This window comes from Synechococcus sp. TAK9802, from assembly GCF_014279535.1.
GTDB lineage: Bacteria > Cyanobacteriota > Cyanobacteriia > PCC-6307 > Cyanobiaceae > Parasynechococcus.
Map to the genome: position 1 here is coordinate 1,250,230 of NZ_CP047937.1, position 23,549 is coordinate 1,273,778.

The window sequence follows — 23,549 nt, forward strand, 5'->3', positions numbered from 1 at the left end:
AGATCTAGCGGTTAAAAACATCACAACCGCAAAACATTTGCGGAGCACAAAATCGAAAGGTGCTGTTCGGGATCGATCAAAAAAAAAGCCCCCGCGCTTGGCGGAGGCTCGGGTGGTGTGAGGAGTCGACGATTTTGCAACTGCCGACCCCGATTTCATAGCTCGATTTCAGATCAGCAGCGGCCCCAGCCACAAAGCTTTATCCACTACAAATAAAGAACACTGGCGCGACAACGCCGGAGCGCATCACGCACAGCCTCAAGCCTCGTTTCGTCCGGCCGATGCAGCCCGGCAGGCACCACCATCTCGTTGTCCGCATCAAGATGAACCCGTGCCGAGAACCAGGTGCCAGGTCCTGGCATAGACGCACGGCAGATCGGATCCTGGTTGGCGTCCAAACGTCGCTCGATCAACCAACCCTCCACCCGATCCAAGGGCTGAAACGACATGGAGGCAGAGGCGACAGGCGCCATCAGGCTGAGCAGCAACAAATTCAGGGCCTGCATCACAAGGCTAGGGCGAGCGAAGCGCACCCATCGTCACAGAGAACACCGGTTCAACCGCGCCGTTGCGTTAGAAGGGCTGCGTCGCGGAGCCGTCGATGCCGTTATTTCGCTGTGAGGGTTGCTCCATGCGCATCGAGCGCTCGATGGCGGCCTACTGGCGCAACAAGGGGAAATTGCTGTGCTCCTCTTGTCTCGACCGTCAGGAGATGCCTGTGAAAACGGCCGAGGGCGGCCGAAAGCAAGGTTCTTCCGAATTCCGTGCCAACAGCAACAAAAGCTGACGCCAGCTGTGGGAATGATGCTCAGGTCGTTCCCTCCCCCCGATCCATGGGTTTCCTCGCCGTCGCCGGATGCGTGCTCCTGGCCTCCGCCATGTCTGCTGCACTCACCACCAAGCCTTCCAAAGCCTGAGCGTTCAAAACGCCAGCAAAAGCTGAACAAAAACCGGGCCAGGCCCGGTTTTTTTATGGCGCTGAGCTGTTAGCCATGGATCTTTTCTCCCGCAGAAGAGATTTAGAACTGCAAATCAGATGTGCACGCCGCCCCCTCACGGCTGTAGATCCTTGATCCACTGAGCGAATCCCATGGAGAGCATCAGTCGCATCTGTGCCACCTCAAAGGGCACAACCATTGATGCCATCGGCCGAGGCCGCTACCGCGTCTGCAATCGACAGGCGGTGTGCTCTGACGTTGAAGGTCTCTGGCAGGCCTATGAAATTCTGCGGCGTCAGGAACAATCCTTAAGTTGATCGTTCCGGCCAGGAATAAGTATCAACACTTACAGCGCTTGAGTGTTCAGCACGTAACACTTGGCGCACCCCCGGTGAGGGGTAATGCGTCGACTCCAGGAGGGCCTAGGGAACCCTCCTTTTTTATGAGGGTTTTTCAGAAGCCCAGCGTTCCTGCACTGTCCTCCCCGAACTCCAGGTAAAGGCAGCGGGCATCCTCAGCCCTGCCGCAATCAATCAGGTGTTGAACCCGTTCGCGCCACCACTGCGACACACCAGAACTCAACTCTTTATTGGGCAGACCACCGAAGGATTCACTCACAGCAATCATTCGTGCTGAGCAAACGCTAAGCAGCACGATTGACAACGCGAATTGGCTTGTTACCTGCTGTTAGCAGCTGTTGTTACCCAACAGCCATCTTCTGCAAAATCAGCCACACCAATCATTTGTAGCGGTTCACACTCCGCAGAGCATCAAAGCCGCAGACAGTGAAATTGCGGATGAAACCTAGGGTTCCGATCTCTTCACGGGGATGCCTGGTCCAAGAGGTTTCCACCGGCCTTGCCGGTTGCACGGAGGGACAAAAGCCCGGGAGACCGCCTCAACGCACACTCCCTTGTTTGATGTCATCCCCATCGGACCCTTCAGGGGCCTTCCAGCGTTCGCATCCCAGCGAAGGCATGCAGGCACTCGAGAAGGAACGCAAGCTTCCACTCATTGGCTGGCAGCAAGAAGTTGACCAGGCCAAACGCTTCGGGCTTGAAGCCGCCGAAAGCATTGTTGACCGCAACATCTCAACCTTCTCTAGAGGCGAGCTGCCGCATTTCGCCGGCATCAACACCTTCATGAAGGCGCCCTACTTGGAAGATGTGAACCAGGTAGGCAACTACGACGTCGCCATCGTTGGTGTACCCCACGACTGCGGCACCACCTACCGGCCCGGAACGCGCTTCGGCCCCCAGGGGATCCGACGAATTTCAGCGCTTTACACCCCTTACAACTACGAAATGGGGGTCGACCTACGTGAACAGATCACCCTCTGCGATGTGGGTGACATCTTCACGATCCCGGCCAACAACGAAAAGAGTTTCGATCAGATCTCCAAAGGCATCGCCCACGTCTTCTCGAGCGGCGCCTTCCCGATCATCCTCAGTGGCGACCACTCGATCGGTTTCCCCACGGTGCGTGGGGTGTGTCGCCATCTCGGCGACAAAAAAGTGGGAATCATCCATTTCGATCGCCACGTCGACACCCAGGAGATCGACCTTGATGAGCGGATGCACACCTGCCCTTGGTTCCATGCCACAAACATGGCCAACGCCCCGGCAGAAAACCTGGTGCAGCTAGGCATTGGTGGATGGCAAGTGCCTCGCGAGGGCGTCAAGGTCTGCAGGGAGCGGGGCACCAATGTGCTCACGGTGACCGACATCACTGAAATGGGGCTGGAAGCCGCAGCCCAGTACGCCATTGAACGAGCCACCGATGGCACGGACTGCGTCTACATCTCCTTCGACATTGACTGCATCGATGCCGGCTTCGTGCCGGGAACTGGCTGGCCTGAGCCCGGTGGCCTAATGCCGCGAGAAGCGCTCAAGCTGCTCGAGCTGATCGTGCGCAACGTTCCCGTCTGCGGCCTGGAAATCGTTGAGGTTTCACCTCCATACGACATCAGTGACATGACCTCCCTGATGGCCACCCGGGTGATTTGCGACACCATTGCCCACCTTGTGGTGAGCGGTCAGTTGCCCCGCAAAGAGAAGCCGGAGTGGATCAGCGACACCTGCAACATGAACGTTGATCAGAAGTGGAGATAGGCCATGCATGAAGTCGACATGACCAAGTGCCTGCTGATCTCCCTGAATGAATGGCGCGACCGTCGCGAAGACACCTCTGCGATGGTCGAGACCGTTCATCTCGATGTGGGCCGATTCACCTGCGTTGAACCCGATCAACTGGTGACCACCTACAACGCTGCGGTGCAGGGCACCTGGCTGGATGGATCCCGGCTCACGATCAAGGAAATCCCCTTTGTGGGCCGCTGCTTGATCTGCAACGGCACCTACGACCCCGTACCCGAAAACGCCTACCGCTCTCCCTGCTGCGATCACCCGCTTGAGGAGATCGTCAGCGGTAGGGAATTGCGCATCCGCAGCATCGATTACCGCAGCGATGCCGCCGCTGCCCTTGAGTCCGTTCCAATCCAGCGTCAGCGCTGAAACCAATACCCCCCCTTTTGCCATGCATATGCCTCTTGAGGACACCCTCGGCCTCAATCTGCTTGCCGCCAACAACCATCAGGCCGAACACAACAACGAGCATTTCCAGAGCTGGGATCTGCTTTGCCTCAACCTGATGAGCAGCCCAGGCGCAGGAAAAACCGCCCTGCTCGAACGGTCCCTCCCAGCCTTGGCTCGCGAACTCAGCATGGCCGTGCTGGAAGGCGACATGACCACCCAGCTGGATGCCGACCGATTGGAAACCGTTGGCATCCCGGTGGTGCCCATCACCACAGGCAGAGCCTGCCACCTCGATGCGGCCATGGTGAGTGGTGGCCTGGAGTTGCTGCAACAACGGCTCGATCCTTCCGCGCTGGATTTACTGCTCGTGGAGAACGTGGGCAACCTGGTCTGCCCTGCGGAATTTGACGTTGGGGAACACCACAAAGTGGCGTTGCTCAGCGTGACCGAGGGCGATGACAAGCCGCTCAAGTACCCCCTGATGTTCCGCAACGCGGATGTGGTGCTGATCACCAAGGTGGATCTTCTGCCCCACCTGCCTGTGGATGTGGCAGCGATCCGCCGCAACATCCACAGCATCAATCCCAACGCCACGGTGATCGAGGTCTCAGCCCTGACAGGTGAAGGCCTGGATGCCTGGCACATCTGGGTGCGGCAAGCCCTCGCCAGCCGGACCACCACAACCCCTGCTCTGGCCACCGCCTGAGCAGATCAATTCAACGTCTTGTTCCTCCCGCCCATGCCATGACAAAACAACTGCGCAACCTTCTCTTCGCCGGCCTCGCCATCGTGCTGGCCGTCGCTTGCTCCAAGCCCTCCACACCGACGGTGGGTGGCACCCCGATCGTTTTGGGCTACAGCAACTGGGCCGGATGGTGGCCCTGGGCGATTGCCGTGGAGGAAAAGCTGTTCGAGAAGAACGGCGTGAATGTGGAGATGAAGTGGTTCGACGGCTACGTGCAGTCGATGGAAACCTTCGCCGCTGGCAAGATCGACGGCAACTCCCAAACCTTGAACGACACCATTTCTTTCCTGCCGGGTGAGAACGGCGGTGAAGTGGTGGTTCTGGTGAACGACAACTCTGCTGGCAATGACCAGATCATTGCCGATGCCTCCATCACATCCATCGCCGATCTCAAAGGCAAGACCGTTGCTGTTGAGGAAGGCGTTGTGGATGACTATCTGCTCAGCCTGGCCCTCAAGGATGCGGGCATGAGCCGCGACGACGTGGTGATCAAAGGCATGCCCACCGATCAGGCAGCCACTGCATTCGCGGCCGGTCAAGTTGATGCCGTTGGTGCCTTCCCTCCCTACACAGGCACCGCCATGCAGCGAGAAGGTGCCCAGGTGATCGCCAGCTCCAAGGAGTATCCCGGTGCCATTCCTGATCTGCTCACCGTCAGCGGTGATCTGATCAAGGAGCGACCCGACGATGTGCAGAAGATCGTGAAGACCTGGTGGGACGTTCGCGAGTTCATGGAAAAGAACCCCGAAAAATCCGAGGCGATCATGGCCAAGCGTGCCGGCATTCCCACTGAGGAATACGAGCAGTACAAAGACGGCACCCGCTTCTTCTCCATCGAGGAAAACCTCGAGGCCTTCAGCACTGGTGAGGGAATGAAGTTCATGCCATTCGCCGCTGAGTCGATGGCCGACTTCATGGTTTCGGTGGGCTTCATCCCTGAGAAACCAGACATGAGCAAGCTGTTTGACGGCAGCTTCATCAAGAAGGTCGCCGCCTCCTGATGACTGCCACGGCCGCCGCTGCTCGCAAGGGGAGAAGCCATGGGCTTCTTTCCCTGTTCACCCTTGGTGCCATGCCATCCAAGGCCGTGCGTGGAGGCCTGCAGGTGGCATCACTGCTGGTGCCCCTGCTGCTCTGGACCGCCATCGCTTCCCTCGGACTGGTGGATGAAAAATTCCTTCCCTCTCCGCAGGCCGTGTTCCGCTCCCTGGCCTCCATGGCCGAGAGCGGAATCCTTTTCCAAGACATTGTGGCCAGCACCGGCCGCGTGTTTGGAGGATTTCTTCTCGCCACACTTCTGGCGGTGCCGATCGGCATCTGCATGGGGGTGTACCCAGCGATCTGCGCAATCTGCGAGCCGCTGATCGCCATGCTGCGTTACATGCCTGCAGCGGCATTCATCCCTCTGCTGATCATCTACCTCGGCATCGGGGAGGAACCCAAGATCGCTCTGATTTTTCTCGGCACGATCTACTTCAACATCCTGATGGTGATGGATGCGGTGAAGTTCGTTCCCAAAGAACTCATCGAAACCACACTCACCCTGGGTGGTCGCAGCCGGCAGGTCCTGGTGCAAGTCGTCGCCCGCTACAGCCTGCCCAGCATCATCGACACGTTGCGCATCAACATCGCAACCTCCTGGAACCTTGTGGTGGTGGCTGAGCTGGTGGCCGCGGAAGTGGGCCTTGGCAAACGCATCCAGCTGGCTCAGCGCTTTTTCCGCACCGATCAGATCTTCGCCGAGTTGATCGTTCTCGGCTTGATCGGCTTCGCCATCGACATGGGATTCAGGCTGTTGCTGCGTCTCAGCTGCAAATGGGCGGTGTGAGCCTTGGAACTGATCGTTAACAACCTAAGCAAGCGTTTCGGGGAGAAATTGATCCTCGATCACCTTTCGTTTTCCATGAAATCCGGAGACTTCATGGCCCTTGTGGGCAGCTCTGGGTCCGGGAAGAGCACGATTCTGCGGCTGATTGCTGGTCTGGATCAACCGAGCAGCGGCAGCATCACTGTTGACGGCACGCCAGTCTCTGGTCCCGGGCCAGACCGGGGCATGGTGTTTCAGAAATACAGTCTTTATCCATGGCTCAACGCCGCTGAGAACGTTGCCTTCGGGATGCGACTTCAGCGGATGAAAGCAGCAGAGATCAAGGAGCGAACCGCCTATTTCCTCGAAGTGGTTGGCCTTAGTGACGCCGCCACAAAATTGCCGCGCGAACTGTCGGGCGGAATGCAGCAGAGGGTGGCCATCGCCCGGGCCCTCGCCACCAACCCCAGCATCCTGTTGCTGGATGAACCCTTCGGGGCTCTGGATCTACAGATCCGGGAATCGATGCAGGACTTCCTGCTCAAGCTCTGGCAACGAACAGGCCTGACAGTTCTACTGATTACCCACGACGTGGAAGAGGCTTTGGTGCTTGCCCAGCGCGTCCACGTGCTTGCCCCAAATCCAGGGCGAATCATTCGATCACTCGATGTCGATCTCGATAAAACCGATCTCGATCAGCTGCGCCTAAGCAGCGACTTCCTCTCCATGCGTCGTTCCCTCTCCGCCACCATGCGGGAGCTGGAGCCGGCACTGTCCTGACTGAACTGTCCGAAGTGAAGCCGTGTTGAATCAGACGTTCCTTCCTGCATCGCTGTACCTCGGCGACGCGATGCATGAATGGGACATCCACACGTATGCCAACCACTACTGGCATCCGGTTGCACCCATCAGCCATCTCCAACCGGGAGAGGTGCTGGCCATCACCATGCTGGATCAGCCACTTCTGCTCACCTGGCCCAAGGGTGAACATCCCCGTGCTTTTCGCAACCGCTGTCCCCATCGCGGTGTTGCATTTCGGCAAGGCGGAGGAATGGGGCAGTCCTGTCGACGCCTGGTCTGTCCTTATCACGGCTGGACCTACAACCTGCGCGGAGAGCTGCTGGCCGCGGCACGTGAAGCCGATTTTGTGCAGGACTTTGACCGGCAGAGATGGGGATTGCAAGAGCTTGCCTGCCGCATTGATGGCCCACTGATCTGGATCGCTTTCAGCGACCAGGCTCTAACGCTCGAGGAGCAGCTGCAGCTGGTTCATACCGAAGCCGGAGCAGCCTGGAATACTTCATCCACCCTGCTGCGCCAGAGCCGAAGCAGCCTGGCCTGCAACTGGAAGATCGCCCACGACAACACACTTGACGACTACCACGTCGCCATTGCCCATCCGACAACGCTGCACCGCGAACAAGGGCCGGTGCGGGATTACCGCCATCGCTTCAGCCAACACAACAACCTTCTGGAGACCCCCCACTTGGACGGTGGTCGATTGCTCACCTTCGGACTGCCGCCATGGAGCCATCTTCTGGTCTGGCCAGACGGGCGGTTGGCATGGCTGGAATTCATGCCCGAACGACCCGACCGCTGCACGATGCAATTGCACTTGTTCGCAGGCAGAGACGCCATCGATGCAGCCACAGCCGACGCCTGGCTGAGGGACATGCTCACCTTTCTGAACGAAGACAAGGCTTTGGTTGAATCAGTCCAACACGGATATCAAGAGGATTTCCAGCCAGGGCCTCCGCATCAGCTGGAACGAAGGATCCTGCATTGGCAGGGTCTTTATCGAGAACGGTTGCGATCAGCAGGAAACAGCATTGAGGAACTCAGCCATGAGGCCATCTCTGCATTGAGGAGCTGAACATCCGCAAGGGGTGCAGCTGTGAATGGCTGAAGCGGCATGTAGCCATCGGGGCCAAACTCAGGCGTCATCGTGATCGGCCGTTCGAGCCTCGCGCTCTGATCGAGAAACAACTGCCAACAGCGGCGATGGCTCTCGAGGGCCTCAGCCCATTCCGGTGCGAAAGGGTGGCTGACGGAGGGGCCCTGAGCATGGCCAATTCGGGCATGGATGTGATCAACCCGAGGGGCCATCGCCTGAATGGGGGGCAGTTCAGGTGTCATTAACCGTTCCGATACCGCACACCAGTGACTGAGATCAGCTGTGAGCCGTAGCCGTGGATGGCGGGCCAGCCAGGCGGGCATGCGCCATGGGTCGAAGAGAGAACGACTGCGATGCGTCTCGAGCGTCACCGGAATCGAACAGGCATCAACTTGATCCAGAAGTCTGTCGAGAAAGCGATGCTGCTCGACTTCATCCCAGCTGTCGCTGCCGGTGATCAGAGTGATTTTCAGCGGGGCCAGCTCCATGGCCCGCTCCAAGCCGCTCTGAACTTGATCAAGATGCTTCGAGGGCGAGCAATTGAGATCGGGGGTGTAATCCCCCCCGGTAACAATTTCGAGAATCAGATGCTGTTTTGCATCGGAGAGGCAGCGTCGAACCCCTTCAGGCCGAAGAGCCTTAAGACAAGGGTGATCGAGGTTCACCTCAAGGCCATCAAAGCGCTGGCCTTTAGCGGATGAGCAGGCCTGTTCAAGGGAGGCAGTCCAGCCCCACAGTGTTTTGAACAGCAGCAACTCGGGACTGCTCAATTGATTTCTGTAAACACCTGTGGCTGGATGCCGAGATAGATCGCTTCGCGGAAGAGAGCCTGCTTCGCCTTGGCATCACGGTTCTGTTCAGCCAAGAGAAACCTTTCACGCAACGATGCGATCAACATGGTCTGGCGTGGGTTGACCGGAGTGCCGGGAAGGGAGCTTGTCACCACCAGAGCGCGATCTTGGTCTCAGTATGGGAGAGCATCAGCCAAAGGTGTTGCCGTTCCAACCCCAACAGCTGGCCTGCACATCCTCAAAACCGATGTACACCCGGTTGGCAGGGATTCCCGTGCGTGCCTGGATCAGTTCACAGAATGCGGCCGTCATCGCGGGCGGACGCAGGGCACCGATCGACTTCACCTCCACGTAGGCACAGGGCTCGTGGCTCCCGGCGAAGGTCATCGGCACGCCCGTCTCCAGGAGCGTCATCACGTAGGCCTCTGGCTTGCCCGTCTGGTTGGCCAACTCAGACGAAAGCTCCTGCAACAACGCCGATCCGTCTTGCAGTGCTGGAAGCGACGTGCGCACATTGATCAGAGGCATCGGCTCAAGAATGCTGGAAGAAGCTTGGCACTCTCAAGCCATGAGTGCCAACTCCTGGGTGTTGATCTAATTGAAATATTTCCGAAAGCAAAGACCATCAACCTGAACAATTTCAACAGAGAACGGCTCATAAATTTCACGCAAAAGTGATCAGCTCAATGATCCTTCTTCACTTCTTTGGCCTTGGAGACGTTCTGCGTCGCTTTGAACTCGAGCAGATCACAGGCCTCACAATCATGGGATTCAGGCCACTGAGCCTGGATGAATTGATGCTCTGGTCGCAAAACATGGCCGACCAGCACCACTGGGACGGGGAGGCGATTCGTCACGACGTGATGAGCACCTGGATCGATCAAGCCGAAGACATCACCCGCTGGAGGAATCGGCTGGATCAAGCCCCTGCTGAGGTTGAACTGTTGGCTGGCATTGGCGATCAGCACACCTGGCGTGATCATTGGGAAGGCTTGCTGCGCCAAACACCGCGTGCCGGCTGGTCATAACAAGCGGAGTGCAATGACAAGCTGTCCCCCGATCAGCGGACGAGAAGCAGACATCGCCGCTGTGATGCTGACCCCGCGTCACGTGTGGGCCAACAGCGCGATCGATCTTGAACAACTGCGTTCCGGATTTGCCTGTGCTCTTCACATGCACCAACCAACGGTGCCGGCGGGGGCGAACAACAGCTTGATCTCCCATCTTCAATACATGCTCGATCACCCCAACGAGGGTGACAACCACAACGCAGAGCCATTCGCCCACTGCTATCGGCGTCTTGCCGACCTGCTGCCTGAACTGATCAACGAAGGCTGCAACCCAAGAATCATGCTCGACTACTCGGGCAATCTGCTCTGGGGAATCGAGCAGATGGGGCGTGGCGACATTGGCGATGCACTCCACTACCTCGCCTGTGACCCTTTGATGCAGGGACATGTGGAGTGGCTTGGAACCTTCTGGAGCCATGCCGTGGCTCCATCCACACCCATCCCAGACCTGAAACTGCAAATCAACGCCTGGCAACAGCAGTTCGCGGCCTGTTTTGGCAGCGCCGCCCTGGAGCGAGTCAAGGGGTTCTCACCGCCGGAGATGGCTTTACCCAACCATCCCGACACCCTGTTCGAATTCATCAAGGCTCTCAAAGAAGCTGGATATCAGTGGCTTCTGGTGCAGGAGCACAGCGTTGAACGCATGGACGGCAGTCCACTGCCGCGCAGCCAATGCTTCATTCCCAATCAACTTCTCGCCAGGAACAGTCGAGGCGGTGAGATCAGCATGACGGCATTGATCAAAACCCAGGGGTCTGACACCAAACTTGTGGGCCAGATGCAGCCTTATTACGAGGCATTGGGTTGCCAACGACAACGTCTTGGTGACGTTGAGCTTCCATCTCTGGTGAGCCAGATCGCCGACGGAGAAAACGGTGGGGTGATGATGAATGAATTCCCAGAAGCCTTCCGGCAGGCCAATCGCCACATCCGTGACAACTCCAACGGCACCGTGGCCATCAACGGCAGCGAATACCTTGAGGCCCTGGAGCGCAACGGAGTAGATCGCCACCACTTCCCCACCATCCAGGCCGTACAACAACACCGCCTTTGGCAAGAGTTTGACAACAACGCCTCCGCCGAAGGAATAGAGGAGACCATCAGCAGACTGCGTGCTGACGACACCAGCTTCAGCATGGAGGGTGCGTCCTGGACCAACGACCTGAGCTGGGTTGAGGGTTACGCCAATGTGCTGGGCCCGATGAATCAGCTCAGTGCTCAATTTCATGCGCTGTTCGACCCCTCAGTCGCCGCAGACCCCACCATCACAGGTAACCGGGCATATCAGGAAGCGTTACTGCATGTGCTGCTGCTGGAAACCAGTTGTTTTCGCTACTGGGGTCAAGGAACCTGGACCGACTATGCCCAGGAGATCCATCGCCGGGGAGAGGAGCTGCTGAATCAGAGAACGGCAACGGCTACAACCAGCTGAGAGATGCTTTACAGAGCGTTACATTCGTGTAACGTGATGGCAGCTGGACGCAACTGATGGGTGATTACACAACCGCAATCATCGCCATGGTGGGCATTGGCATCGTGTTGACGGCTGCTGTGGTGTTTGCCCTGATGCGTCCCAGTGACATGCCACCCATCGACGAGAATCGCAATTGAGCATGGGAATCGTTACCGAACTGCTGATCGCTGCCACGGAAATCGGAATTGCCCTGCTGGTGGCTGTTTCCCTGCCCGTCGCTGAATCACAGAACTGATTTCGAGTCAGCCGATACCTTTTAGGCGAAATTCCATATAAATCGAAGCAGCATCGCGCTCACGATCGAGCTCCTTCAGGTCGCTGCATCGCGCTTGCATCCAGTACACCGTTTCCCTCCAAACTTCCAAGTGATAACGGCGCTCGAGATTTTGTCCGGAACCGTCCAAAGCTCTACCTGCATCACCCACAAAATCTAAGCAATGCAGAACGGCATCGCCTTCGATGTCAACATTTAGCGACTAGCGCTTGCTTCACATCACGATGGCAAGAACGAGGGTCAATGTTCTTTCATCCAGACCAAGTACGGAACAGCACACAGCAGGGATAAAACGTACCCGTTGTTACGACAACGCAGGATCGAGTCAATACTTTGAGCTGATCCTGCCGACGTCACCATGGAGCCCATCGCTCTGACACTTGGCCAACAATTCGACATTGAACAGCGCAGTCGCGATATCAATTCAATGACTGATGTGAAACAGCTTCAGGAGATCAGCAAAGATCTGCTTCTGGCTTGGCAGCAGGAGATTGCCCGCTCACGGGCAGCAGCCAGCCCACACAAGAAATAACGCTTCGTTACAGTTGGTTGACATGCTTGGAAGTCATGAACCTGAGCTTGCCTCAGCAGTTCGAAGCTGAAGCGATCAAGCGGTCCATCAACGAAACCGACGATCTTGACCAGTTGAAAGCCCTGGCACGGGAACTCGCAGATCTCTATGTGCGTCAGAGAGCTGCCACGGCCTGGGTGATCGCCGAAAAATAAGCCTCACACTTTGCTGTCGCTTCGCCAGCGTCGTTCCAAACGTTGACGTGCTTCTTCAACCGTTTGCCCACGGGAAAGAGCTGTTTTATCGCGATAGGGGCGCGTGATCGACCAAAACTTGAAAGCAGACGCCAGCGCCACCACCAACCATGCGAGCACAATCCAACCCGGATTCGTCATCGTTGCCCAGCAATGCACTCCATGATGGCGAACGGGACGCGAGTGTTGCCTGCATGTCCCCTCATCAGTGCAACCGTGGATCCTGAGGTGCGCCATTTCGTGATCAGCCAGTTGGTGGTGATCGCCTTACCAGTTGGAACCCTGTTCGGCATCTGGCTTTGGATGCTGAACTGGGGCGGTCGTTCCCGCAGAGACCAGTGACCTTCCTTGCCGGCCTACTGGCCCCCGTGTTGATGATCTTCCATCTTTCTGGCCCCGTCCCTGCGGATCTCGGCGTGAGCAACGGGGCGTTGCGCGACTGCCCGACAACAGCTCACTGCTCCAGCCAAACCTGGGTGAGCTCTAACCCGATGGCGGACTTCAGCAAGCTGAGTGGGTTGGTGCAGGAGTCGCCGCGGACGGTTGTGATTGATCAAACCGAGACCTACCTGCATGCCGAGGCCAGCAGCGCTTTCTTTGGCTTTGTGGATGACCTGGAGCTGTTCGCTGATCGCGACAACAACCGGATCCAGGCAAGGTCCGAGTCGCGTCTCGGCGACTCGGACCTTGGTGTGAACGCCGCACGATTAGCGGCGCTGCGGTCGGGGCTGGAGAGCTGAAGGCCGCTTAAACCTTGGCGCGACGCAGTTTGCTCAGATCGGTGATCATTTCCTTGATGCCAACCACGAATCCGATGGCGCCCAAGGCCACGATGCTCAAGATGATCACCGTGTCGAGCAGCGAACGTGGATCGATCCAATCAGGCATGGCATGAACCGTGGGCTGATCTCGTATTAGCCAGAGCCGGATAAAATCCCAGCACGTAGCGCGAACGTTCAACACAAATCGTCAGACATGCACGACATCATTTGCCCTCACTGCAATACCGCCTTCAAGGTGGATGAGGCCGGGTATGCCGACATCCTCAAACAGGTGAGGGATCGTGAATTTGAACAGCAACTGAACAAGCGACTGGCCCTCGCCGAACAGGACAAACGCAATGCCATCGAGTTGGCCGTTGCCAAAAAAGACAGGGAAATGCAAACGCTTGAGGCCCAACTCAAGCAAAGTGCAATGCATCAGGAACTGGCGATTAAAGATGCAGTGAATAAAGCGGAGAAGCAGCGCGATCGCATTGCCGCTGAGCTCCAGCAGATTCGTGAGCAGCAGGCCACAGAACTACGCCTGGCTGAAACCAAATTCGCCAAAGAAATGCAGGCGATGACGCTGCAAAAAGACAGTGAAGTGAGGGATTTGCAGGCGAAGCTCCAGGCTGGGGCCATGCAGCGTCAGCTGGCCGTGAATGAAGCGGTCAGTTCCGTTGAAAAACAACGAGATGCACTTCAAAGCGGCTTGAAGGAAGCGGAACTGAAGCATCAACTCGAATCTCAATCACTGAAAGATCGCTACGAAGCCCAGCTCAGTGATCGGGATCAGGCCATTGAACGCTTGCGCGACATGAAGGCGCGGCTTTCCACCAAAATGGTGGGTGAAACCCTCGAGCAACACTGCGAAACCGAATTCAACAGGATTCGTGCAGCGGCTTTCCCCAAGGCCTATTTCGAAAAAGACAACGACGCGCGCAGTGGAAGCAAGGGTGACTACATCTTCCGCGACCAGGACGACCACAACAACGAAATCATCTCGATCATGTTTGAGATGAAAAATGAGGCTGATACAACGGCCACCAAAAAGAAAAACGAAGACTTTCTCAAAGAGCTAAATAAAGACAGAAACGAAAAAAACTGCGAGTATGCGGTGCTCGTCTCCCTGCTGGAGCCTGAAAATGAGCTTTACAATTCAGGCATTGTTGATGTGTCTCATCGCTTCCCGAAGACCTACATCATTCGCCCACAATTCTTTATTCCATTCATCACATTGCTCCGCAATGCAGCCATGAAGTCTCTGGAATACAAGGCTGAACTAGCTCTGGTGAAGGCGCAGAACATTGATGTCACCAATTTCGAGAATGACCTCGAAACCTTCAAAACAGCCTTCTCACGCAACTACGACCTCGCCTCCAGGCGCTTCCAAACGGCAATCGATGAAATTGATAAGTCGATCGATCACCTCCAAAAAACCAAGGATGCCCTGATGGGTGCGGATCGAAACCTGAGGCTTGCTAATGACAAGGCACAGGATGTGACCGTTAAAAAGTTGACCCGACGCAATCCAACGATGGCAGCCAAATTTGCTGACTTGAACAACGCTCCTGATCAGGAATCGGCCTGAGCCATGCCCTCCAGTCCACGTAACCGCATTGGCGAGGTTTACGGCAAGCTCATCGTGGTGCGCGCATCCGAACGGCGAACCAAAGCAGGAAACGCTTTTTGGTGGTGCCGCTGCAGCTGCGGGGCCGAGCGGGAAGTTCCCAGCGACAAGTTGTCGCTGAACACGGCTCGCCGTAAGCCCAGCGTGAATGCCTGTGAAACCTGTTCCCGCGAACTTCAAATTGAAGGGGTTTATCGCAAAAACGATCGGGAGGAAAAACAACGCCGTCAAGCAGCGCTGGAAGCCAGATCACAGCTGAAGGGTCAAGTGCCTGATCGCTGGCTTTCCCTGCCGCTCACCGATGCTCACGCACGAGAACTCGGACAAAAACTCTTCTTCCGCGGCACAACTTGCCTGCGTGGACATCTCGCGCCCTACCGCATCAACGGCGGTTGTCAGGCTTGCTTCGGTCAGACCCCATCCGCGGCAAATTCGCCATCAACCAAGCCCAAAGGGTCATAACAGCGGCACCAAAGGCCATCATCGCCAAGAGCTTGGCTTCCATTCAGAGGAAATCGAAATCGTCTTCCGAATCACCGGAAAATGCATTCATCACGAGGGCAGAAAAGGGCACAAATACGGCCGCCATCACAAGTATTTCCACGGGCTTAAGAACAGACGACTGAACCTATCGGGTTTGACTTTACAAAAAGTCATCAGCACTACCGTCCCGCTGGAGTGAGTTCAAATACTCATTTCTGATCCAGGCATAGGCATTTCACTCCGTTGTCAGCCCAGACGACCGAATCAGACTGAACTGAGTCGGACAACGACGATGCCAAAGGTGCTGAAGGCGGCCTCACAGACGATTCGCAATCTGCTCAAGCCGGCAACTCAACACAGCTTCTCCGAAGACCGGCTGCGCAACGACCGGCAGAGCTACATCGCGATGACGCGGGCACTGGTCGATGCCCAGCTCAAATGGCGTGATGCGGAGCTCAGCTCACGCCTCTGGAAAGACGTGGCCGACCGTGGCATGGATCGCGGCCGCCTGCTTCACCTCATCTACAGCGTTGACGCTCATCACGATGATGTAGCCCTGCAGAACGCCGATACAGCCTATCTGCAGCTGGTTGATCCCAGCGATCCCTGAGGCAGAACTGCTTTAGAGCTCAAACAGAGTGCCCAGCAGCATGGCGGGATGGGTTGACTCCCCTGCCGTGCTGCGTTCGAGCTGAACGGCCATCACGCAGTGGGCCATAAATCGAACGGCCGAAAGAACAGCCAGACCAATGCACAGGGGGCAGTGCGTGAGGGTCAAGACAGGGGCCTGCCGGAGTGATGGACCCATCCCAAAGCAGAAGCCGGCACGCGCCACGATCTCTTCAACAAGCGTCATGCAAGAGAGCCATCCCACCCCTCACCCATGGCAGGTGGTGGGGGATGGGGTAGAGGGCGGCTGGTAAAGTTGTTGTTTATTGCTCTCTTTCGGGGAACGGATGAGTCAGGTCACTGTCGGCGAAAACGAAGGTATTGAATCCGCGTTGCGTCGCTTCAAGCGCTCCGTCGCCAAAGCCGGCATCTTTTCTGATCTGCGTCGGATCCGTCACCACGAGACCCCCGTTGAGAAATACAAGCGCAAGCTGAAGCAGCGTTCACGCAACCGTCGTCGCTGAGCTTGCACGACACGTCAGCTGCAAACGGGCCCTCGGGCCCGTTTTTTTGTGCCCATCCGTCGCCCTCTTCACGGTGCTCTTTTCACGGTGCGCCCTGGTTTTCGCCAGACTTCATAAATGCTTAAGAAGACCAAGACCAGCCAATGGTGTTGATGAATCCTTTTTGCCCGATCAGTGCGGCAAAAATTGCTGGCTTGAAGACCACCGTGGTCTTGCTGTTGGTGTTGTTGATGAAGTCGAAATTGCTGCGAATCAAGATGTCCCTCCTGGGATCTGTTCTTGGATTCGCCATGTTGGTGAGCTTCTTACTCACCACAGGCCTACTCACTGTGATCACTGGCGGAGCCGTTGCTTATGCCGCCATGCAAAACCGGAGCAACTGAGCCATGCGCAATCGTCTTCCTTTCTTGAGCGGACTTGCATTGGCAACCCTCGGAGTTTCAGGTCTTGCCGGCGGTGGTTTGCTTTGGAATTTTCAGGGCCGCACGCTGGGGCTTGGCAGCACGGTTACGGCATTGGTTCTGCTGGGAATCAGCTTTGTTCTGCTTCGGCCTGAACCACGACTTTCACCCGTTGAAGTCCCTGAAGCCAGCCAGCCGCTCAAATTCAAGGCACCACAGGCATCCTTCCTCGGCCTGATGCTGGCAATCCTCGGCACCTTCGGCATGGCGGGTTCCGGGTTGCTGTGGAATTTTCAGGGTTTGGCCTTTGGACTCACCGGCACTCTCACGGCCACCGTTGCTCTTTTGCTGAGTCTGGTTTTTCTGTGGCCCCTCGGCACCTCCAAGGCCAAAACATCTCTCAAGACCGAGCCGGTGGAGACCACCGAAGCTGTTTCGGAGAGCGCAGCTCCCGCACAAACCACAGCAGAAGCCATTGCCGAATTGCTGGCAGCCGAACAGCAGCAGCGCCCAGAGCTGACGTTGGTGAATTTCGCTCCGTTGAACCTCTTGCCGGGACAAAGTGTGCCCACAAAACCTCGTCGCGCAGGCAGTTCTCTTGGTCGTTATCGCTTAATGGTTAACGACCTGTTCAAGAGCTGAAGTCTCTCCAGAGATTGCGAATCTGTCGGTGCCAGGGGGTGATGTTGAGATCAGGGCTCTGAACATTCGACCTGGGTTCATCAACACTGAATCCAGCTTCTTCCATCTCCCTTCTCAGCCGACGGGTGATTGGGATGAGCGCGATTGAAAGCACCAAGGCTGCGAGAAGTAGAAAGGGGAGCAACGACACCAGCCAAATGGTGGCAATCACGGTGATTGCACCTGCCATGACCGTCTTCAGCCATCGCGGCAGGGTTCTGCTCTGTTGACCTGGAAGTTGCTTCATGGCTCAGGACAGTCCGTTCGCTCTTGAGAAAATCCGCTGGAGTTCGCGTTGAAATGCTGTGGCACTGAGGGGTTCCCCCAGGTGCCTGCGTTGGTTGCGCCGAAGCACAGCTCCAATCCAACAAACCTGCAGAACAATCAACAGCGAAGCAATGATCAGAACCGAAGATTCAAGATCATTCCACTGCATCTGAGTTCAGTAACTGGATTGGGGCAGGGTGAAGCCCGACTGCATATGACCAACATCAAGCATCACGTAGGTGAGCCAAATCAGCACTGCTGCAACACCAGCCCCTGCTGCAACCTTTGCCAGAGAACGGCCAATCATCTCGAGCAGGCTGACCTCTTTCATCGCGTTGATCCAACTTCGATGATTCTGACGCGTCTTTCGCCCATACCGTCGCCAGCCATGAAAAAAGCCCCGCGATGGCGGGGCTTTTGAATCTGATAACGCTGGTGTTCAGCGGCTGGCCACGGCTTCTTCCAATACAGCGGCTTCGCCAGCGACGAAATCCGTGTCTTCCGCAGCGGAAAACTGCATGTCGGGCTCAAGGCGGCGGGCGATGAGCTCGTCAATGGAAAAGACACCTGGGCCGCAGGCGAGAACGGTCACGGCAGCCGCAAAATAAAGGCCAAGAAGCTCCAACAGATAGATGTTGAAGCCCGCTGTGACGATGGCGTGATAAATGGCGACGGAGATGGTCCCGGCGACTGCCAAGGCTCCCATCCGCGTCAGCAAGCCAGTAATCAAGAGCCAGCTGCCGATCACCTCCGAGAACGCTGCGACGTAGGAGAGAAGGATCGGGAAGGGCAGATGCAGAGGGCGAACGAATGCATCTGCAAAATTCTCAATATTGGCGAGCTTTTCGTAACCGTGGTGAATCAGCAGCGCGCCGGTGAACACCCGAAGCAGGAGCAGACCGAGATCGCCAGCGATGGGGCGGGTCAGAATGGCGCGAATCACCACAGAACACTTCAACTACAAACAACTTAAATAAGTTGCGTGTAGCAACGCGGCTTCGCGCCAGGGCGGAGCAAGGAATGGGTACTTCTACTCAGTCGTCGTAGACCAGGCACTCGGGCTCATCGGGGTTCTGCTCGCAGAACAACTCAAGGGGTGAGGGGTCATGGGGATCATCAGGAAATTCCTTCTTGTGATCCAACAGCCACTGCAGCTCCTCCGTGAGATGACGCACCTTGCCTTCGTTGTGCTCAGAAAGGGCCTTAAGGAACTCCTCCTGGTCCTTCTGGATGTGCTCGTCAATCGTTTTCATGACTGAAACTGTCATCTGGCTGACATTCGGTTGTTAGCGAAGACCACCCCGATCGATCAGTCGGTAGATCTACCTTTGTGGCCGAAACCACACAACAGATCCGCTCCGGGCCCCATCACGTCCTGTGACACCACAGTGGCCATTGGACGATGGCCGCAGGAAAGTCGGGTTGGCTGATGTTGAGTGGATGCAATTTTCCGAACGCAGCGTTCTGACGGGGCTGCTTGTCTTCGCCGTAGGCGTTGTGGTGGGAATCGGAATTGGCTCAGCCACTGCTGTTGCCGCCCTAACCCAAGGCGCACCTGACGTTCTGCAGAGTTGGTCGGGGGTGGTTGCCCTGCCGTGAAGGTTGACGGGACAGCCTTTCCCGCCTATCAGAAGCGCAGATCGGGTGAGTCGCGCGATGCTGTCAGATGAGCGGCAGATTTTTAGTCGTGACAAAAAGCCCCTGCGGCAATTCCTGAAACGGCTTCAACGCTTTTTGTTCGGATAATCAACGCGTTCCAACACTGATATTCCCTGCGCCAATCAACTGTTCAAGCCGTGCAGTGAGTTTCCGTTCGGTTCGATCAAATTGCTCCTGATGGCCGGCCACATAGGCAAGCTCTTCACTGGTGATCACCTGGTGAGTGACGGCATCAAGGTAGATCTGAACCAGGGACATCCACAGCTGCATCAACCGGCAGCCATCCTGGCAACACTGGAACGCAAACGGTGAATCGGGCCACGCGGAACTGAGCTATGGATCGAGAGACCATTCAGAGCCTGATCAAGCAATGCAGCTTGGGGCTGTTCGATCTGGCCTGTGCCGTCAGCGGACACCCAAGCTGGGATCTCAATTTGCCTGTGGGAGTGATCGATGCACGACGCTCCAAACCAAAGCTGATGGTGAGTGCCATCGGCACGATCAACTCAACCCTGAAGGCCTCATCCACCATTGCCCACCCGTTGATGGTGCGCCTGTTCGAACGGTTCGAAGACGTGGGCCTGGAACAGGCGCTGACGGAAATGAAACATGGTGAGGATGGGGAGGCGTTCTGCGAGGTCTGGCAGGCCTACAGGGATGAACGCCGTTGTGGTGATGCCCCGATGTGGAGCATCGAAGACGCCACAGCCTTTGTGGTGCAGTCCCGCGAGGCTCACACTGATCGTGAAGTGGCCTGCGTCGCCATTCTCCCGGGGGATCCCCACCGCATCGTCACCTTTTCAGTTCCCATCGCCTTCCTGACACGAGATTGAGTGTGTCCGAATGCTGATGCAAATCGCCCTGCTGGGCATCGCTATTGGCGCCAATGCCCTCTCAGCTCTAGCGGGAGGGGGAGCGGGACTGGTGCAACTTCCCGCACTCATCCTTTTGGGCCTTCCTTTCTCCATGGCATTGGCCACCCACAAGGTGGCCAGTGTTGCGCTGGGGCTGGGAGCGAGTGGGCGTCATTGGCGTGCCAGCAGCCTTGACCTGAAACGCTCGGCGCTGGTGTTGGCGGCCGGTCTTCCAGGTGTGTTTGTGGGAGCCAGCATGGTTCTTGCGCTACCCGATCAAGTGGCCACAGCGAGCCTTGGGCTGCTGACCCTGGGGCTGGGGGTTTATTCGGCTCGGAGACCGGATCTGGGGACGACAGACCAGCCCTACACGCTGACAGCCCGCACCGTTGGGCTTGGCAGTTGCGGGCTGTTCATCATTGGCGTTCTCAACGGTTCCCTCACCTCAGGCACGGGGTTGTTCGTCACCCTGTGGCTGGTGCGCTGGTTTGGGCTGAGCTACGCCAGAGCAGTTGCCCACACCCTGGTGCTGGTGGGCCTGGGGTGGAATGGCACCGGGGCACTAGTGCTGGGTTTGAGCGGTGAAATCCGGTGGGACTGGCTTCCACCGCTGGTGCTGGGTTCGCTGATCGGAGGCTTCCTGGGGGCCCACTATTCCCTGGTGAAAGGAAGCCGCTTGGTCAAACAAGCCTTCGAGATCTTGGCGCTACTGATGGGCGGATCACTCCTGATCCGCAGCCTCTGAATCGGCGTCTGTCAGGAAACGGCCCGAAAACCGCGTGGCCAACACCACTGTTGCGGCCCCGTAGGCGATGAACGTGACCGCCTGACCAGAGCTGGCCGTTTCGTAAACCTCACCCGTCAGCAGCATCCAGTCCATCAAGGACGCCACCGTTCCCCAGATCACCACCCAGACGGACACGTAGGCAACACCGCGGAAGGTCCGATTCACAAGGCCAAGGATCGAGCGAACCCGACGCTAGGGGAAGTCGCTCGAACGAGGAAGGCCTGCGGCTCCCGTAATGTCGCTGATTGAACCGGTTGAGGGGATGCCGAAGAAACGCCGCAAGCTCAACAAAGAGATGGAAGCGGAGATGGCCGCTGCTAAGCGCAAGATTGAGCTGGTGGGCGCGCTGATCAACGACATCCGCGATGAAGACATCCAGGGTGAGTACCTCGGCGCCTTCACGCAAATCCGCAGCGCCGTGGTGAATCTGATCGCGAAGTACACAACGGACGGATTCTGCGAAGAGACCGAGGGCCTTCTGGCGCTCTACAAGGGCTTGATTGAGCAGTTTGAAGAGGAGTACGAGCTCTGAACAGGCACGAACGCAGCACAGCGTTTAGGTTCACTTGCCTTCGTGCCTTGCCATGGCTCTTCGAGAGACCAAACCCCAGGTGTCACCGCTGCGCCTCAAGATCACGGTGTTGATCGCGGGCTTCGGGCCCCTTGTCGCCATTGGCCTCTGGCTTCAGTCCAAGGGGTTTTTCAACTGACGCCATGCATCGATTCCTCGCCACGGCTGGACTTCTCAGCCTCGGCCTGGTTCCCGGCGTGAGCTGTGCCGAGACCATCAGCTTGACCATGCGGAACGGCGACATCCTGCATGGGGAGTTGATTGAGCGAAATCCAGAGGACTGGACCACGGTGCTGAACCACCCCCAGCTGGGCCGGCTTGTACTCACCGCAGAGCAGCTCAAACCTTCCGCAAGCGAGCCCCTATGGACCAGCTCGGTCTCCTCTGGAGTGATCGGGAACGAGAAAGATGGCGATAGCTCCGTGTCGATCAGCTTCACCGGGAGCACCCGCTACAAGGACGACCAGCAGAAACTTTCGTTGAGTGGCAGCTTCAACGCAAGCAAGTCGAAGGATTCAGGAAAAGCACTCTCAATCGATACGGAGAAAGGGTCTGCGGAGCTCCGCTACGACCAGCCTTTCGGGAACAACCTCGATTGGTTTGCTCTGAGCAACTACCAATACAACGGCACCAATGATTCCGGAGTGAACACCGTTCTTGGCAACGTCGGCGTGGCGTACCCAATGATCAAATCAAACACGACCGATTTACGGTGTCGATCGGACCTTCAATGCAGTGGAGCGGGGGAGGCGTCACCTGTGCCAGCGACAGGTTTTGCGGCAACGCTTACGGCGGTGCAACGCTGACCGCCGACCTGGGCTGGAAACCATGGCCCACACTACGTTTCGGGCTTCAAAACCAGTTCACAGCACTGATGGCAACCAATGTTCAACCCGCCAATACCGTGACTGCAGAGGTCCGCTACTACCCAGCTATGAACAGCAAGTTGTTCACAACATTGCGGATTCAATCGATCTACCAGAGCATGAGCGTTCCGCAGGTGAACAACACCATCAGCGCTCAGGTGGGCGCCGACTTCTGATGCCAACACCCCCGATGATTCAGTCCCCGCTGGACGCAGAACAGATCCGTGCCCTGTTCACCAAGCCCTACGGCGCGCCTGGCCCCACCGCTGCGCAGTGGAAAGCCGTCTATGCCAGCGACGTGCATTTCACCGATCCAACCCAGGAACGGCAGGGCATTGACGCCTACATCCTTGCCCAGGACGATCTGATGCAGCGCTGTGATGACGTGTTCCTGGAAACGGAATCGGTGGTAGTGAACGGTGAAACAGCCTTTGTTGAATGGCGCATGGGCCTCAAGATCAAAGGGATTGAGTTCATCTACCCCGGGGCAACCCGGCTCCGCTTCAATCCAGACGGAAAGATCGGGGACCACCGCGATTATTTCGATTTCGTCGGCCCCACGTTTGGTCCAGTGCCCGTGATTGGTGGATTGGTGCGGTGGCTTTACAAACGCTTCGTTGCCTGAACAACGGGCCCAAGGCCATCTGTTGATCGGTCCCCCGGGCAGCGGCAAGTCCACCCTCGCGGCGATCCTCTCTCCGCTGCTCCCTGCACGGGTGATCGCCAATGACGCTCTGAGGGAACAGCTGTGGGGAGACGCGAATGTGCAGGGCCCTTGGTCTGAATTGGAACCCCATCTGCATGGTGCCATCGAACGCACCATCGCTGATGGCAACAACGTGCTTGTGGATGCAACCCATGCGCAACTCAACTGGCGCCAAGGGTTGATGCAGCGAAGCATGGGGGGCCAGCACTTGCAATGGACCGGCTGGTGGTTGCAGACACCGTTGGATCAGTGCCTGGTCTGGAACCGCTGCCGCCAACGGTGCGTTCCAGAGGCCGTGATTCGTGCGATGCACCTGAGCCTGAACAGCCCCCCCAACAGGCCCGACCTCAGCGAAGGATTCACAAGCTTGATCAGGCTAAATCCCGCCGGCCCCCAGCTCAACGATCAGATCAACCGGGCCCTCCAGACCATCCTTGCCCCCTTGCCATGAAGAAAGG

General features: G+C 57.2%; 45 protein-coding genes and 1 riboswitch. Of the genes, 31 read left to right on the forward strand and 14 right to left on the reverse strand.

The features are described 5' to 3' along the window. Positions 1-206: 206 nt before the first annotated feature. Positions 207-506, reverse strand: coding sequence for a hypothetical protein (locus SynTAK9802_RS07240; RefSeq protein WP_186495580.1), 300 nt, complete (start codon positions 504-506; stop codon positions 207-209). 125 nt (positions 507-631) lie between these two features. Between SynTAK9802_RS07240 and SynTAK9802_RS07245 the strand changes: the two genes are divergently transcribed. Together SynTAK9802_RS07245 and SynTAK9802_RS07250 are read left to right on the forward strand one after the other, a co-directional pair. Beyond that, positions 632-787, forward strand: coding sequence for a hypothetical protein (locus SynTAK9802_RS07245; protein WP_244275955.1), 156 nt, complete (start codon positions 632-634; stop codon positions 785-787). 303 nt (positions 788-1,090) lie between these two features. Further along, positions 1,091-1,255, forward strand: coding sequence for a hypothetical protein (locus SynTAK9802_RS07250; protein WP_186495581.1), 165 nt, complete (start codon positions 1,091-1,093; stop codon positions 1,253-1,255). A gap of 136 nt (positions 1,256-1,391) precedes the next feature. On the opposite strand, the gene SynTAK9802_RS07255 is transcribed toward SynTAK9802_RS07250, so the two are convergent. Then, on the reverse strand, positions 1,392-1,556 hold the full coding sequence (locus SynTAK9802_RS07255) for a hypothetical protein (RefSeq protein ID WP_170950588.1): 165 nt from the start codon (positions 1,554-1,556) through the stop codon (positions 1,392-1,394). A gap of 175 nt (positions 1,557-1,731) precedes the next feature. Further along, positions 1,732-1,832, forward strand: a riboswitch (guanidine-I (ykkC/yxkD leader). A 26-nt stretch (positions 1,833-1,858) separates the two neighbouring features. Here SynTAK9802_RS07255 and SynTAK9802_RS07260 point away from each other — a divergent pair. From SynTAK9802_RS07260 to SynTAK9802_RS07290, 7 genes are read left to right on the forward strand one after another with little or no spacing between them, the layout of a single operon-like run. After that, positions 1,859-3,049 carry an agmatinase family protein gene (locus SynTAK9802_RS07260; RefSeq protein ID WP_186495582.1) on the forward strand — a complete coding sequence of 397 codons (1,191 nt, stop codon included), beginning with the start codon at positions 1,859-1,861 and terminating at the stop codon, positions 3,047-3,049. A 3-nt stretch (positions 3,050-3,052) separates the two neighbouring features. Continuing rightward, complete coding sequence (locus SynTAK9802_RS07265; RefSeq protein WP_186495583.1) at positions 3,053-3,451, forward strand: hydrogenase maturation nickel metallochaperone HypA; 399 nt, start codon at positions 3,053-3,055, stop codon at positions 3,449-3,451. Between the two features lie 22 nt (positions 3,452-3,473). Continuing rightward, a complete protein-coding gene (gene hypB, locus SynTAK9802_RS07270) occupies positions 3,474-4,178 on the forward strand; it encodes a hydrogenase nickel incorporation protein HypB (RefSeq protein ID WP_186498088.1) in 705 nt (234 codons plus the stop codon). 38 nt (positions 4,179-4,216) lie between these two features. Further along, positions 4,217-5,218, forward strand: a complete 1,002-nt coding sequence (locus SynTAK9802_RS07275; protein ID WP_186495584.1) for an ABC transporter substrate-binding protein — start codon at positions 4,217-4,219, stop codon at positions 5,216-5,218. Then, positions 5,218-6,045: an ABC transporter permease gene (locus tag SynTAK9802_RS07280; protein ID WP_186495585.1), complete on the forward strand. Its 828-nt coding sequence runs from the start codon at positions 5,218-5,220 to the stop codon at positions 6,043-6,045. Before SynTAK9802_RS07275 ends, SynTAK9802_RS07280 begins: the two co-directional genes overlap by 1 nt. A 3-nt stretch (positions 6,046-6,048) precedes the next feature. Continuing rightward, positions 6,049-6,804, forward strand: a complete 756-nt coding sequence (locus SynTAK9802_RS07285) for an ABC transporter ATP-binding protein (RefSeq protein ID WP_186495586.1) — start codon at positions 6,049-6,051, stop codon at positions 6,802-6,804. A 22-nt stretch (positions 6,805-6,826) separates the two neighbouring features. Beyond that, positions 6,827-7,897, forward strand: coding sequence for an aromatic ring-hydroxylating dioxygenase subunit alpha (locus SynTAK9802_RS07290; protein WP_186495587.1), 1,071 nt, complete (start codon positions 6,827-6,829; stop codon positions 7,895-7,897). Here SynTAK9802_RS07290 and SynTAK9802_RS07295 read toward each other — a convergent pair. The 3 genes from SynTAK9802_RS07295 to SynTAK9802_RS07305 are packed head-to-tail and all read right to left on the reverse strand — an operon-like array spanning position 7,819 to position 9,237. Then, positions 7,819-8,688: a sugar phosphate isomerase/epimerase gene (locus tag SynTAK9802_RS07295; RefSeq protein WP_186495588.1), complete on the reverse strand. Its 870-nt coding sequence runs from the start codon at positions 8,686-8,688 to the stop codon at positions 7,819-7,821. The two genes, SynTAK9802_RS07290 and SynTAK9802_RS07295, sit on opposite strands and share 79 nt — an antisense overlap. Beyond that, complete coding sequence (locus SynTAK9802_RS07300; protein ID WP_255487712.1) at positions 8,685-8,861, reverse strand: hypothetical protein; 177 nt, start codon at positions 8,859-8,861, stop codon at positions 8,685-8,687. The genes SynTAK9802_RS07295 and SynTAK9802_RS07300 overlap by 4 nt, the downstream gene beginning before the upstream one ends. A 37-nt stretch (positions 8,862-8,898) precedes the next feature. After that, the gene (locus SynTAK9802_RS07305; RefSeq protein ID WP_186495589.1) at positions 8,899-9,237 is read right to left on the reverse strand and encodes a phenylpyruvate tautomerase MIF-related protein; all 339 of its coding nucleotides are present in this window, start codon (positions 9,235-9,237) and stop codon (positions 8,899-8,901) included. Between the two features lie 158 nt (positions 9,238-9,395). Here SynTAK9802_RS07305 and SynTAK9802_RS07310 point away from each other — a divergent pair, with 158 nt between their 5' ends. The 3 genes from SynTAK9802_RS07310 to SynTAK9802_RS12600 are packed head-to-tail and all read left to right on the forward strand — an operon-like array spanning position 9,396 to position 11,390. Further along, entirely contained in the window at positions 9,396-9,737 is a 342-nt protein-coding gene (locus tag SynTAK9802_RS07310) for a hypothetical protein (protein ID WP_186495590.1), read from the forward strand. A 13-nt stretch (positions 9,738-9,750) separates the two neighbouring features. Continuing rightward, on the forward strand, positions 9,751-11,211 hold the full coding sequence (locus SynTAK9802_RS07315; protein ID WP_186495591.1) for a glycosyl hydrolase family 57: 1,461 nt from the start codon (positions 9,751-9,753) through the stop codon (positions 11,209-11,211). A gap of 56 nt (positions 11,212-11,267) precedes the next feature. Beyond that, positions 11,268-11,390: a hypothetical protein gene (locus SynTAK9802_RS12600; protein WP_255441949.1), complete on the forward strand. Its 123-nt coding sequence runs from the start codon at positions 11,268-11,270 to the stop codon at positions 11,388-11,390. A gap of 105 nt (positions 11,391-11,495) precedes the next feature. On the opposite strand, the gene SynTAK9802_RS07320 is transcribed toward SynTAK9802_RS12600, so the two are convergent. Then, entirely contained in the window at positions 11,496-11,657 is a 162-nt protein-coding gene (locus tag SynTAK9802_RS07320; RefSeq protein WP_186495592.1) for a hypothetical protein, read from the reverse strand. Between the two features lie 228 nt (positions 11,658-11,885). On the opposite strand from SynTAK9802_RS07320, the gene SynTAK9802_RS07325 reads away from it, so the two are divergent. Further along, complete coding sequence (locus SynTAK9802_RS07325) at positions 11,886-12,059, forward strand: hypothetical protein (protein ID WP_006851491.1); 174 nt, start codon at positions 11,886-11,888, stop codon at positions 12,057-12,059. Positions 12,060-12,094: 35 nt separating this feature from the next. Then, complete coding sequence (locus SynTAK9802_RS07330; RefSeq protein WP_170950585.1) at positions 12,095-12,253, forward strand: hypothetical protein; 159 nt, start codon at positions 12,095-12,097, stop codon at positions 12,251-12,253. Between the two features lie 3 nt (positions 12,254-12,256). On the opposite strand, the gene SynTAK9802_RS07335 is transcribed toward SynTAK9802_RS07330, so the two are convergent. Continuing rightward, on the reverse strand, positions 12,257-12,433 hold the full coding sequence (locus SynTAK9802_RS07335) for a hypothetical protein (protein ID WP_186495593.1): 177 nt from the start codon (positions 12,431-12,433) through the stop codon (positions 12,257-12,259). Positions 12,434-12,478: 45 nt separating this feature from the next. Here SynTAK9802_RS07335 and SynTAK9802_RS07340 point away from each other — a divergent pair, with 45 nt between their 5' ends. Both SynTAK9802_RS07340 and SynTAK9802_RS07345 read left to right on the forward strand, forming a co-directional pair. Further along, entirely contained in the window at positions 12,479-12,634 is a 156-nt protein-coding gene (locus SynTAK9802_RS07340) for a hypothetical protein (RefSeq protein ID WP_186498247.1), read from the forward strand. Further along, the gene (locus SynTAK9802_RS07345) at positions 12,631-13,032 is read left to right on the forward strand and encodes a DUF1499 domain-containing protein (RefSeq protein ID WP_186495594.1); all 402 of its coding nucleotides are present in this window, start codon (positions 12,631-12,633) and stop codon (positions 13,030-13,032) included. The genes SynTAK9802_RS07340 and SynTAK9802_RS07345 overlap by 4 nt, the downstream gene beginning before the upstream one ends. 7 nt (positions 13,033-13,039) lie before the next feature. Here SynTAK9802_RS07345 and SynTAK9802_RS07350 read toward each other — a convergent pair whose 3' ends face one another. Then, entirely contained in the window at positions 13,040-13,180 is a 141-nt protein-coding gene (locus tag SynTAK9802_RS07350) for a hypothetical protein (RefSeq protein WP_186495595.1), read from the reverse strand. Positions 13,181-13,267: 87 nt separating this feature from the next. Here SynTAK9802_RS07350 and SynTAK9802_RS07355 point away from each other — a divergent pair, with 87 nt between their 5' ends. The 3 genes from SynTAK9802_RS07355 to SynTAK9802_RS07365 all read left to right on the forward strand — a co-directional run bounded on the left by SynTAK9802_RS07355 (position 13,268) and on the right by SynTAK9802_RS07365 (position 15,776). Then, positions 13,268-14,644 carry a DUF2130 domain-containing protein gene (locus tag SynTAK9802_RS07355; RefSeq protein ID WP_186495596.1) on the forward strand — a complete coding sequence of 459 codons (1,377 nt, stop codon included), beginning with the start codon at positions 13,268-13,270 and terminating at the stop codon, positions 14,642-14,644. Positions 14,645-14,647: 3 nt separating this feature from the next. Further along, a complete protein-coding gene (locus SynTAK9802_RS07360) occupies positions 14,648-15,145 on the forward strand; it encodes an early protein (E6) (RefSeq protein ID WP_186495597.1) in 498 nt (165 codons plus the stop codon). Positions 15,146-15,458: 313 nt separating this feature from the next. Next, positions 15,459-15,776: a hypothetical protein gene (locus tag SynTAK9802_RS07365; RefSeq protein ID WP_115160648.1), complete on the forward strand. Its 318-nt coding sequence runs from the start codon at positions 15,459-15,461 to the stop codon at positions 15,774-15,776. A gap of 12 nt (positions 15,777-15,788) precedes the next feature. Here SynTAK9802_RS07365 and SynTAK9802_RS07370 read toward each other — a convergent pair whose 3' ends face one another. After that, positions 15,789-15,944, reverse strand: coding sequence for a hypothetical protein (locus SynTAK9802_RS07370; protein ID WP_173402224.1), 156 nt, complete (start codon positions 15,942-15,944; stop codon positions 15,789-15,791). A gap of 178 nt (positions 15,945-16,122) precedes the next feature. On the opposite strand from SynTAK9802_RS07370, the gene rpsU reads away from it, so the two are divergent. The 3 genes from rpsU to SynTAK9802_RS07385 all read left to right on the forward strand — a co-directional run bounded on the left by rpsU (position 16,123) and on the right by SynTAK9802_RS07385 (position 17,342). Beyond that, complete coding sequence (gene rpsU / locus SynTAK9802_RS07375) at positions 16,123-16,299, forward strand: 30S ribosomal protein S21 (protein WP_009790002.1); 177 nt, start codon at positions 16,123-16,125, stop codon at positions 16,297-16,299. Between the two features lie 143 nt (positions 16,300-16,442). After that, positions 16,443-16,682, forward strand: a complete 240-nt coding sequence (locus SynTAK9802_RS07380; protein WP_186495598.1) for a hypothetical protein — start codon at positions 16,443-16,445, stop codon at positions 16,680-16,682. A 24-nt stretch (positions 16,683-16,706) separates the two neighbouring features. Then, positions 16,707-17,342 carry a hypothetical protein gene (locus tag SynTAK9802_RS07385; RefSeq protein WP_255487713.1) on the forward strand — a complete coding sequence of 212 codons (636 nt, stop codon included), beginning with the start codon at positions 16,707-16,709 and terminating at the stop codon, positions 17,340-17,342. A 481-nt stretch (positions 17,343-17,823) separates the two neighbouring features. Here the strand turns inward: SynTAK9802_RS07385 and SynTAK9802_RS07390 are convergent, their stop codons facing one another. From SynTAK9802_RS07390 to SynTAK9802_RS07400, 3 genes are all read right to left on the reverse strand, one after another. Then, positions 17,824-17,979, reverse strand: a complete 156-nt coding sequence (locus SynTAK9802_RS07390) for a hypothetical protein (RefSeq protein WP_006850963.1) — start codon at positions 17,977-17,979, stop codon at positions 17,824-17,826. 108 nt (positions 17,980-18,087) lie between these two features. Next, entirely contained in the window at positions 18,088-18,591 is a 504-nt protein-coding gene (locus SynTAK9802_RS07395) for a DoxX family protein (RefSeq protein ID WP_186498092.1), read from the reverse strand. Between the two features lie 91 nt (positions 18,592-18,682). Next, the gene (locus SynTAK9802_RS07400; protein ID WP_006852050.1) at positions 18,683-18,901 is read right to left on the reverse strand and encodes a CP12 domain-containing protein; all 219 of its coding nucleotides are present in this window, start codon (positions 18,899-18,901) and stop codon (positions 18,683-18,685) included. 187 nt (positions 18,902-19,088) lie between these two features. Between SynTAK9802_RS07400 and SynTAK9802_RS07405 the strand changes: the two genes are divergently transcribed. Then, a complete protein-coding gene (locus SynTAK9802_RS07405; RefSeq protein WP_170951537.1) occupies positions 19,089-19,247 on the forward strand; it encodes a hypothetical protein in 159 nt (52 codons plus the stop codon). Between the two features lie 147 nt (positions 19,248-19,394). On the opposite strand, the gene SynTAK9802_RS07410 is transcribed toward SynTAK9802_RS07405, so the two are convergent. Further along, a complete protein-coding gene (locus tag SynTAK9802_RS07410; protein WP_244272198.1) occupies positions 19,395-19,565 on the reverse strand; it encodes a hypothetical protein in 171 nt (56 codons plus the stop codon). A 77-nt stretch (positions 19,566-19,642) separates the two neighbouring features. On the opposite strand from SynTAK9802_RS07410, the gene SynTAK9802_RS07415 reads away from it, so the two are divergent. After that, positions 19,643-20,140 (forward strand): hypothetical protein, encoded by a 498-nt coding sequence (locus SynTAK9802_RS07415; protein WP_186495601.1) that lies wholly within the window; start codon positions 19,643-19,645, stop codon positions 20,138-20,140. A gap of 16 nt (positions 20,141-20,156) precedes the next feature. Then, complete coding sequence (locus SynTAK9802_RS07420) at positions 20,157-20,906, forward strand: sulfite exporter TauE/SafE family protein (protein WP_186498093.1); 750 nt, start codon at positions 20,157-20,159, stop codon at positions 20,904-20,906. On the opposite strand, the gene SynTAK9802_RS07425 is transcribed toward SynTAK9802_RS07420, so the two are convergent. Continuing rightward, entirely contained in the window at positions 20,883-21,113 is a 231-nt protein-coding gene (locus tag SynTAK9802_RS07425) for a hypothetical protein (protein ID WP_186495602.1), read from the reverse strand. The two genes, SynTAK9802_RS07420 and SynTAK9802_RS07425, sit on opposite strands and share 24 nt — an antisense overlap. Positions 21,114-21,210: 97 nt before the next feature. Here SynTAK9802_RS07425 and SynTAK9802_RS07430 point away from each other — a divergent pair, with 97 nt between their 5' ends. The 6 genes from SynTAK9802_RS07430 to SynTAK9802_RS07450 all read left to right on the forward strand — a co-directional run bounded on the left by SynTAK9802_RS07430 (position 21,211) and on the right by SynTAK9802_RS07450 (position 23,542). Beyond that, the gene (locus SynTAK9802_RS07430; RefSeq protein WP_006850218.1) at positions 21,211-21,480 is read left to right on the forward strand and encodes a hypothetical protein; all 270 of its coding nucleotides are present in this window, start codon (positions 21,211-21,213) and stop codon (positions 21,478-21,480) included. A 52-nt stretch (positions 21,481-21,532) separates the two neighbouring features. After that, entirely contained in the window at positions 21,533-21,658 is a 126-nt protein-coding gene (locus SynTAK9802_RS12605; RefSeq protein WP_006850359.1) for a hypothetical protein, read from the forward strand. Positions 21,659-21,662: 4 nt separating this feature from the next. Beyond that, positions 21,663-22,325, forward strand: a complete 663-nt coding sequence (locus tag SynTAK9802_RS07435) for a DUF481 domain-containing protein (protein ID WP_186495603.1) — start codon at positions 21,663-21,665, stop codon at positions 22,323-22,325. Positions 22,326-22,393: 68 nt separating this feature from the next. Further along, positions 22,394-22,561: a hypothetical protein gene (locus SynTAK9802_RS07440; protein WP_186495604.1), complete on the forward strand. Its 168-nt coding sequence runs from the start codon at positions 22,394-22,396 to the stop codon at positions 22,559-22,561. 14 nt (positions 22,562-22,575) lie between these two features. Further along, on the forward strand, positions 22,576-23,010 hold the full coding sequence (locus tag SynTAK9802_RS07445; RefSeq protein ID WP_186495605.1) for a nuclear transport factor 2 family protein: 435 nt from the start codon (positions 22,576-22,578) through the stop codon (positions 23,008-23,010). Continuing rightward, entirely contained in the window at positions 23,003-23,542 is a 540-nt protein-coding gene (locus tag SynTAK9802_RS07450; RefSeq protein WP_186495606.1) for an ATP-binding protein, read from the forward strand. Before SynTAK9802_RS07445 ends, SynTAK9802_RS07450 begins: the two co-directional genes overlap by 8 nt. The last annotated feature ends 7 nt before the right edge of the window (positions 23,543-23,549 follow it).

Bases quoted from the DNA above. Each gene is read 5' to 3' on its own strand.
- SynTAK9802_RS07240 (WP_186495580.1), bottom strand. From the start codon at position 506: ATGCAGGCCCTGAATTTGTTGCTGCTCAGCCTGATGGCGCCTGTCGCC.
- SynTAK9802_RS07245 (WP_244275955.1), top strand. From the start codon at position 632: ATGCGCATCGAGCGCTCGATGGCGGCCTACTGGCGCAACAAGGGGAAA.
- SynTAK9802_RS07250 (WP_186495581.1), top strand. From the start codon at position 1,091: ATGGAGAGCATCAGTCGCATCTGTGCCACCTCAAAGGGCACAACCATT.
- SynTAK9802_RS07260 (WP_186495582.1), top strand. From the start codon at position 1,859: ATGTCATCCCCATCGGACCCTTCAGGGGCCTTCCAGCGTTCGCATCCC.
- SynTAK9802_RS07265 (WP_186495583.1), top strand. From the start codon at position 3,053: ATGCATGAAGTCGACATGACCAAGTGCCTGCTGATCTCCCTGAATGAA.
- hypB (WP_186498088.1), top strand. From the start codon at position 3,474: ATGCATATGCCTCTTGAGGACACCCTCGGCCTCAATCTGCTTGCCGCC.
- SynTAK9802_RS07275 (WP_186495584.1), top strand. From the start codon at position 4,217: ATGACAAAACAACTGCGCAACCTTCTCTTCGCCGGCCTCGCCATCGTG.
- SynTAK9802_RS07280 (WP_186495585.1), top strand. From the start codon at position 5,218: ATGACTGCCACGGCCGCCGCTGCTCGCAAGGGGAGAAGCCATGGGCTT.
- SynTAK9802_RS07305 (WP_186495589.1), bottom strand. From the start codon at position 9,237: ATGCCTCTGATCAATGTGCGCACGTCGCTTCCAGCACTGCAAGACGGA.
- SynTAK9802_RS07310 (WP_186495590.1), top strand. From the start codon at position 9,396: ATGATCCTTCTTCACTTCTTTGGCCTTGGAGACGTTCTGCGTCGCTTT.
- SynTAK9802_RS07315 (WP_186495591.1), top strand. From the start codon at position 9,751: ATGACAAGCTGTCCCCCGATCAGCGGACGAGAAGCAGACATCGCCGCT.
- SynTAK9802_RS12600 (WP_255441949.1), top strand. From the start codon at position 11,268: ATGGGTGATTACACAACCGCAATCATCGCCATGGTGGGCATTGGCATC.
- SynTAK9802_RS07325 (WP_006851491.1), top strand. From the start codon at position 11,886: ATGGAGCCCATCGCTCTGACACTTGGCCAACAATTCGACATTGAACAG.
- SynTAK9802_RS07330 (WP_170950585.1), top strand. From the start codon at position 12,095: ATGAACCTGAGCTTGCCTCAGCAGTTCGAAGCTGAAGCGATCAAGCGG.
- SynTAK9802_RS07335 (WP_186495593.1), bottom strand. From the start codon at position 12,433: ATGACGAATCCGGGTTGGATTGTGCTCGCATGGTTGGTGGTGGCGCTG.
- SynTAK9802_RS07350 (WP_186495595.1), bottom strand. From the start codon at position 13,180: ATGCCTGATTGGATCGATCCACGTTCGCTGCTCGACACGGTGATCATC.
- SynTAK9802_RS07355 (WP_186495596.1), top strand. From the start codon at position 13,268: ATGCACGACATCATTTGCCCTCACTGCAATACCGCCTTCAAGGTGGAT.
- SynTAK9802_RS07360 (WP_186495597.1), top strand. From the start codon at position 14,648: ATGCCCTCCAGTCCACGTAACCGCATTGGCGAGGTTTACGGCAAGCTC.
- SynTAK9802_RS07365 (WP_115160648.1), top strand. From the start codon at position 15,459: ATGCCAAAGGTGCTGAAGGCGGCCTCACAGACGATTCGCAATCTGCTC.
- rpsU (WP_009790002.1), top strand. From the start codon at position 16,123: ATGAGTCAGGTCACTGTCGGCGAAAACGAAGGTATTGAATCCGCGTTG.
- SynTAK9802_RS07380 (WP_186495598.1), top strand. From the start codon at position 16,443: ATGGTGTTGATGAATCCTTTTTGCCCGATCAGTGCGGCAAAAATTGCT.
- SynTAK9802_RS07390 (WP_006850963.1), bottom strand. From the start codon at position 17,979: ATGAAAGAGGTCAGCCTGCTCGAGATGATTGGCCGTTCTCTGGCAAAG.
- SynTAK9802_RS07400 (WP_006852050.1), bottom strand. From the start codon at position 18,901: ATGAAAACGATTGACGAGCACATCCAGAAGGACCAGGAGGAGTTCCTT.
- SynTAK9802_RS07405 (WP_170951537.1), top strand. From the start codon at position 19,089: ATGCAATTTTCCGAACGCAGCGTTCTGACGGGGCTGCTTGTCTTCGCC.
- SynTAK9802_RS07410 (WP_244272198.1), bottom strand. From the start codon at position 19,565: ATGTCCCTGGTTCAGATCTACCTTGATGCCGTCACTCACCAGGTGATC.
- SynTAK9802_RS07415 (WP_186495601.1), top strand. From the start codon at position 19,643: ATGGATCGAGAGACCATTCAGAGCCTGATCAAGCAATGCAGCTTGGGG.
- SynTAK9802_RS07420 (WP_186498093.1), top strand. From the start codon at position 20,157: ATGCAAATCGCCCTGCTGGGCATCGCTATTGGCGCCAATGCCCTCTCA.
- SynTAK9802_RS07430 (WP_006850218.1), top strand. From the start codon at position 21,211: ATGCCGAAGAAACGCCGCAAGCTCAACAAAGAGATGGAAGCGGAGATG.
- SynTAK9802_RS12605 (WP_006850359.1), top strand. From the start codon at position 21,533: ATGGCTCTTCGAGAGACCAAACCCCAGGTGTCACCGCTGCGCCTCAAG.
- SynTAK9802_RS07435 (WP_186495603.1), top strand. From the start codon at position 21,663: ATGCATCGATTCCTCGCCACGGCTGGACTTCTCAGCCTCGGCCTGGTT.
- SynTAK9802_RS07440 (WP_186495604.1), top strand. From the start codon at position 22,394: ATGGCAACCAATGTTCAACCCGCCAATACCGTGACTGCAGAGGTCCGC.
- SynTAK9802_RS07445 (WP_186495605.1), top strand. From the start codon at position 22,576: ATGATTCAGTCCCCGCTGGACGCAGAACAGATCCGTGCCCTGTTCACC.